The organism is Streptomyces sp. NRRL S-495 (assembly GCF_000966955.1).
Taxonomy (GTDB): Bacteria; Actinomycetota; Actinomycetes; order Streptomycetales; family Streptomycetaceae; genus Kitasatospora; species Kitasatospora purpeofusca.
Genome location: NZ_JZWY01000496.1, coordinates 1 through 5,419, shown reverse-complemented (window position 1 = coordinate 5,419; position 5,419 = coordinate 1). Strand labels below are relative to the sequence as shown.

The window sequence follows — 5,419 nt, the reverse complement described above, 5'->3', positions numbered from 1 at the left end:
CACCACCCGGCACTACCCGGCACCGCTGGCACCGCTGGCACCACCACCGCACTGCCACCGCACCAGGACCGCCGCCCGCCCACGCCGGGGCCCGGCGACGGCCCGCACCACCCGTGCAACCGTGAGTCGAATCGTCCCCCTGTGCCACGCCTTCGTCGCCTGGCTGCCAGGTCGGCTCGCCCACCCCAACCCCCTTTGACACTTGGGAGTGGACATGACCAGGATCCCCACGGAGCCCGGCACCACTGCAGACAGACCCACCGAGGCCGACGAGGCCACCGGGAACGACGCCCCCACGTCGGTCCCGGCCGCGCCCAGGAACGCACTGGACGCCTACTTCAAGATCTCCGCCCGGGGCTCGACCCTCGCCAATGAACTCCGGGGTGGCCTCACCACCTTCATGGCGATGGCCTACATCATCCTGCTCAACCCGCTGATCCTCGGCGGCGCCGACGTCACCGGCGTCAAGCTGGACCACGCGGCGCTCACCACCGCCACCGCGCTCGCGGCGGCCGTCACCACCGTCCTGATGGGCGTGGTCGGCAATGTGCCGCTCGCCCTCGCGGCCGGCCTCTCCGTCTCCGGCGCCGTCTCGGCCCTGGTGGTGCCGCACACCACCTGGCCGCAGGCGATGGGCCTGTGCGTCATCTACGGCCTGCTGATCGTGCTGCTGGTGGTCTCCGGCCTGCGCGAGAAGATCATGAACGGCATACCCCTGCCGCTCAAGCACGCCATCACCATCGGCATCGGCCTGTTCGTCACCGTGATCGGCCTCTTCAAGGCCGGCTTCATGCACACCGGCGGACCCACCCCGCTCTCGCTCGGCCCGGCGGGCGAACTCACCGGCTGGCCGGTCCTGGTCTTCTGCCTCACCCTGCTCGCCATCTTCGTGCTGATGGCCCGCAACGTGCGCGGCGCGATCCTCATCGGCATCGCCGGCGGCACCGTGGTCGCGATGATCGTCAACAAGCTCGCCGACGTACCCGCCGAGGCCTGGCGCAACTCCGCGCCGGTCTGGCCCGGTTCGCCGGTCGCCGCGCCCGACTTCAGCCTGTTCGGCGACGTCGACCTGTTCGGCGCCTTCGGCGGCCAGGGCCTGGGCGCGATCAGCGCCTCGGTCGCGGTCTTCACCCTCGTCCTGGCCGGCTTCTTCGACGCGATGGCCACCATCATCGGCGTCGGCACCGAGGCCGGACTCGCCGACCGGCGCGGCCGGATGCCCGGCCTGTCCAAGGCCCTGTTCATCGACGGCGCCGGCGGCGCGGTCGGCGGCCTGGCCGGCGCCTCCGGGCAGACCGTGTTCGTCGAGTCCGCGACCGGCGTCGGCGACGGCGCCCGCACCGGACTCGCCTCCACCGTCACCGGCGGACTGTTCGCCCTGATGCTGTTCTTCTCGCCGCTGGCCGCCATCGTGCCGGTCGAGGTGGCCTCGGCGGCCCTCGTCGTCATCGGCTCGATGATGATGAGTCAGGCCCGGCACATCGACTGGTCCGACCGCGAGGTGGCCATCCCGGCCTTCCTCACCTGCACGCTGATGCCGTTCACCTACAGCATCACCGCCGGTGTCGCGGCCGGCGTGATCTCCTACACGGTGATCAAGGCCGGCCGGGGGCGGTGGCGCGAGCCCGGGGCGCTGATGTGGATCCTCACCGGGGTGTTCGTCGTCTACTTCGCGCTCGGCCCGGTCAAGTCCTGGCTCGGCGTGCACTGACCGCCCGACCTCTCTTTCGGAGCACCCGCCGCCGTACGGGATCGTTCTCCCGTACGGCGGCGGCCCCACCGGCCCGTCCCGTCCTCGCCCGCCCCCTCCGCACCCGATTGACTACCCTCGAAAGCGCAAAGGAGCTTCCGTCATGCAGGACATCGCCGAGCAGCTGCTGGCCTGGCACACGTCCGGCCGCTCCTTCGCCGTGGCCACCGTCGTCGGGGTCACCGGTAGCGCTCCGCGCGACCCGGGCGCCGCGCTCGCCGTCGACGCGGACGGCGAGGCGATCGGCAGCGTCTCCGGCGGCTGCGTCGAGGGCGCCGTCTACGAGCTGTGCCGGGCCGCGATCGAGTCCGGCGAGCCGGTGCTGGAACGGTTCGGCTACAGCGACGAGGACGCCTTCGCCGTCGGCCTGACCTGCGGCGGGATCCTGGACGTCTTCGTCCAGCCGGTGCGCCCCGGGGCCGACCCGGCCCTCGACGCCGGTATCGCGCTGATCGCCGACGGCACCCCGGTGGCGCTCGCCCGGGTCGTCGCCGGACCGGCCGGACTGCTCGGCGCCACCGTCGCCGTCACCGCCGACACCCACCACGGCCTGCTCTCCCCCGCGCCCTCCGTGGCCGCCCCGCTGGAGCGGTCGGTCGTCGCCGAGGCCCGGGCCATGCTCGACGCCGGCCGCACCGGCCGGCTCGTCCTCGGCCTGGACGGGCGCCCCTGCGACGAGCACGGGCAGGGCACCGTCACCCTCTTCGTGGAGTCGTACGTGCCCGCGCCGCGGATGCTGGTGTTCGGCGCGATCGACTTCGCCGCCGCGGTGGTACGGATCGGCAAGTTCCTCGGCTACGACGTCACCGTCTGCGACGCCCGGCCCGTCTTCGCCACCGAACGGCGCTTCCCCGAGGCCGACCGGGTGGTCGTCGACTGGCCGCACCGCTACCTGGACACCCAGCTGGACCGGCTGGACGGCCGGACCGTGCTCTGCGTGCTCACCCACGACGCCAAGTTCGACCTCCCGCTGCTGGAACGCGCGCTGCGACTGCCGGTCGGCTACGTCGGCGCGATGGGCTCGCGCCGCACCCACCGCGAGCGCGAGGCCGGACTGCGCGCGGCCGGACTGACCGATGCCGAGATCGGGCGGCTGCGCTCGCCCATCGGCCTCGACCTCGGCGCCCGCACCCCCGAGGAGACCGCCGTCTCCGTCGCCGCCGAGATCGTCGCCCACCGGCGCGGCGGCAGCTGCCTGCCGCTGAGCGCCGGGACCGGGCCGATCCACCACGACCTGGCACAGGCCCCGGCGGCGGCCGAGGACAGCCGGGAGACACCGGCCCGCCGGGACCGCAAGCCGCACGCCGCCTAGGGATCCAGGGCCCTGGGCGGTCAGCGCACCACGTTGTAGGCCTCGCAGATCAGGGGCGGGCCGCCCGCCATCCCCACCTCGCGGAGGATCGGCATCAGCACCGCCGCGAAGTGCTCGAAGGCCTCCCGGGACTCCCAGACGTCCGTCACGTGCCAGCCCGCGCCGTCCGGCAGCGGGCCGGCCGCGTGTGTCAGCAGCCCGCGCACCGGCCAGTCCTCGGGCCGGTTCAGCCCGGAACCGCCGGTCAGCCGGTCCACCGACTCCTCGTACTGCTCCCGGCTGACCCCGGGAAGGTCGAACACCACGATGACCGCCATCGGGACACTCCTGTCCTGCGCCGCCCGCGCACCCTGCGCCGCCGCGCTCCGGGGCGGCGTCCGCTCACCGCCCGGCCGCCTCCCAGTGCAGCCCGCGAACCGTCCCGACGGCCACCCGGTACCGCCGACCGGGTGAATTGCGGGCCCCTCAGGAGCGGAGCACGCTGGAATCGAGGACTCGTCCGGGCCCTCGCCCGCGCCCGGGAAGGGGCACCGCCATGCGCGCGCTACTGGAGATCGAACTCGACACCCAGACGGCCAACCGGGCCGTCGCGGACGGCGCCATCATGGCGAGGTTCAACCAGATCATGGCCGACCTGAAGCCCGAGGCGGCCTACGCCTTCCCGCGCAACGGCCGGCGCTGCCAGATCGTGGTCGTCGACGTCGCCGACGAGGCCTCCGTGGTCGCGATCTGCGAGCCGTTCTGGCTGGAGTTCAACGCCCACATCGACATGCACATCTGCATGAACCCGGACGATCTCCGCGAGGGCCTCGGCCGCGTCGGGCGCTGAGCCGCCTGGCCCTGATTCCGACCGGGCGGACCGGTCGGAATCAGTCCGAGACCGCCAGCTTCACGCCGAAGCCGACCACGGCCAGGCCCGACACCCGGTCCATCGCCCGGCGCGCCGCCGGGCGGCGCAGCCAGCCGCGCAGCGCCTGGGCGAAGCCCACCAGCACCGTCGACCAGAGCAGGCCCTCGACCACGTGCACGCAGGTCAGCGCCACCCCGGCGGCGAAGTGCGGTGCCCCCGCCGGGATGAACTGCGGCAGCACCGCCACGTAGAAGACACCCACCTTGGGGTTGAGCAGGTTGGTCAGCAGACCGCGCCGCCAGCCCGCGGCGAGGCCGCCGGCCGGGGTGTCGGCTGCGGCGGCGTCCTCGGGCTCCGGGTTCGCGTTCGCGTTCGCGCGGGAGCGGAGCATTCCCACGCCCATCCACACCAGGTACGCGGCACCCGCCCAGCGGAGGATCTCGTAGCCCAGCTGCGAGGCGGTGAGCAGCGCCGTCACACCGGCCGAGGTGAGCGCTCCCCAGAGCAGCGTGCCGGTCTGGATGCCGAGCACCACGCCCCAGGCCTGCCGCCGGTGGCCGAGCGCCGAGGTGCGGAGGATCAGGGCGGTGTCCAGGCCCGGGGTGAGCGTCAGCAGGCCCACGACGAGGGCGAAGGACCACAGGGCGGTCGTCATCTCCATGGCCCACGATCGTAATGGCCCACGATCGCACGGGGGCCGGGCGGTGGAGGGGTCGGGCCGGGGCGGACGGCGGGACGGGTCAGGCCGGGCGGCGCACCCGCTCGGCCACCCGGCGGCCCTCCTGCTCGGTCGGGTCGAACTCGACCCGCTGCCCCTCGACCAGCGTCCGGTCGCCGCCGTCCGCCGCCACGATCGAGTCGTAGTACACGTACAGCGCCGGGCCGTCGTCGTCGGGGGTGATCAGGCCGTACCCATGGTCGGCCTGATAGGACTGCACGATACCGGTGGCCATCGGGGTCTCCTCGGGTCCGTTGTCGGCACGCGGGCCGCGACCTCCCCCCTCGCCACCCATGATCGGTGCAGAACCCGCCGGGCGCACGCCCCGGCCCGAACCGGAGGACGGCGACGGATGCGGACGGCCCGCGCGATCTCCCTGCTCCTGCTGCTCCAGGCCCGCCGCAGCATGACCGGCGCCGAACTCGCCGCCGAACTGGAGGTCTCCGAGCGCACCGTGCAGCGCGACGTCCTGGCGCTGGCCGAGGCCGGGGTCCCGGTGTACGCCGACCGGGGGCGGGCCGGCGGCTACCGGCTGCTCGACGGCTACCGCACCCGGCTGACCGGGCTGGACCGGACCGAGGCCGAGGTGCTGCTGCTGGCCGGACTGCCCGGGCCGCTCCAGGACATGGGCCTCGCCGATCCGGCGCTCGCGGCCCGGCTGAAGGTGGCCGGCGAACTGGGCGGGGCGCCGGCCGCCGGGGCACGGCGGTTCCACCTGGACGCGCCCGGCTGGTTCCGCGACGCCCCCGTGCCGCCGCTGCTGGCCGAGGTCGCGCGGGCCGTGTGGGG

The 5,419-nt window shown here is 74.0% G+C and carries 8 protein-coding genes; 5 read left to right on the top strand and 3 right to left on the bottom strand.

Annotated features, from left to right (window positions below; all coding sequences use genetic code 11):
* The 3 genes from VR45_RS48980 to VR45_RS24815 all read left to right on the top strand — a co-directional run.
* A partial coding sequence (locus VR45_RS48980) for a hypothetical protein (RefSeq protein WP_234326115.1) occupies positions 1-199 on the top strand: 199 nt, incomplete at its 5' end.
* A gap of 15 nt (positions 200-214) precedes the next feature.
* Positions 215-1,711 (top strand): NCS2 family permease, encoded by a 1,497-nt coding sequence (locus VR45_RS24820; protein WP_045942048.1) that lies wholly within the window; start codon positions 215-217, stop codon positions 1,709-1,711.
* Positions 1,712-1,853: 142 nt separating this feature from the next.
* On the top strand, positions 1,854-3,062 hold the full coding sequence (locus VR45_RS24815) for an XdhC/CoxI family protein (RefSeq protein ID WP_045942047.1): 1,209 nt from the start codon (positions 1,854-1,856) through the stop codon (positions 3,060-3,062).
* Positions 3,063-3,082: 20 nt separating this feature from the next.
* On the opposite strand, the gene VR45_RS24810 is transcribed toward VR45_RS24815, so the two are convergent.
* Positions 3,083-3,379, bottom strand: a complete 297-nt coding sequence (locus VR45_RS24810; RefSeq protein ID WP_045942046.1) for a hypothetical protein — start codon at positions 3,377-3,379, stop codon at positions 3,083-3,085.
* A gap of 218 nt (positions 3,380-3,597) precedes the next feature.
* Here VR45_RS24810 and VR45_RS24805 point away from each other — a divergent pair, with 218 nt between their 5' ends.
* The gene (locus tag VR45_RS24805; RefSeq protein WP_045942045.1) at positions 3,598-3,891 is read left to right on the top strand and encodes a hypothetical protein; all 294 of its coding nucleotides are present in this window, start codon (positions 3,598-3,600) and stop codon (positions 3,889-3,891) included.
* 40 nt (positions 3,892-3,931) lie between these two features.
* Here the strand turns inward: VR45_RS24805 and VR45_RS24800 are convergent, their stop codons facing one another.
* Both VR45_RS24800 and VR45_RS24795 read right to left on the bottom strand, forming a co-directional pair.
* A complete protein-coding gene (locus VR45_RS24800; protein ID WP_045942044.1) occupies positions 3,932-4,573 on the bottom strand; it encodes a LysE family translocator in 642 nt (213 codons plus the stop codon).
* A 79-nt stretch (positions 4,574-4,652) separates the two neighbouring features.
* The gene (locus VR45_RS24795) at positions 4,653-4,865 is read right to left on the bottom strand and encodes a cold shock domain-containing protein (RefSeq protein WP_030392049.1); all 213 of its coding nucleotides are present in this window, start codon (positions 4,863-4,865) and stop codon (positions 4,653-4,655) included.
* Between the two features lie 117 nt (positions 4,866-4,982).
* On the opposite strand from VR45_RS24795, the gene VR45_RS24790 reads away from it, so the two are divergent.
* Positions 4,983-5,419 (top strand): HTH domain-containing protein (locus VR45_RS24790; protein WP_045942043.1); only part of this gene is annotated, 437 nt, incomplete at its 3' end.

Bases quoted from the DNA above. Each gene is read 5' to 3' on its own strand.
- VR45_RS24815 (WP_045942047.1), top strand. From the start codon at position 1,854: ATGCAGGACATCGCCGAGCAGCTGCTGGCCTGGCACACGTCCGGCCGC.
- VR45_RS24810 (WP_045942046.1), bottom strand. From the start codon at position 3,379: ATGGCGGTCATCGTGGTGTTCGACCTTCCCGGGGTCAGCCGGGAGCAG.
- VR45_RS24800 (WP_045942044.1), bottom strand. From the start codon at position 4,573: ATGGAGATGACGACCGCCCTGTGGTCCTTCGCCCTCGTCGTGGGCCTG.
- VR45_RS24820 (WP_045942048.1), top strand. From the start codon at position 215: ATGACCAGGATCCCCACGGAGCCCGGCACCACTGCAGACAGACCCACC.
- VR45_RS24805 (WP_045942045.1), top strand. From the start codon at position 3,598: ATGCGCGCGCTACTGGAGATCGAACTCGACACCCAGACGGCCAACCGG.
- VR45_RS24795 (WP_030392049.1), bottom strand. From the start codon at position 4,865: ATGGCCACCGGTATCGTGCAGTCCTATCAGGCCGACCATGGGTACGGC.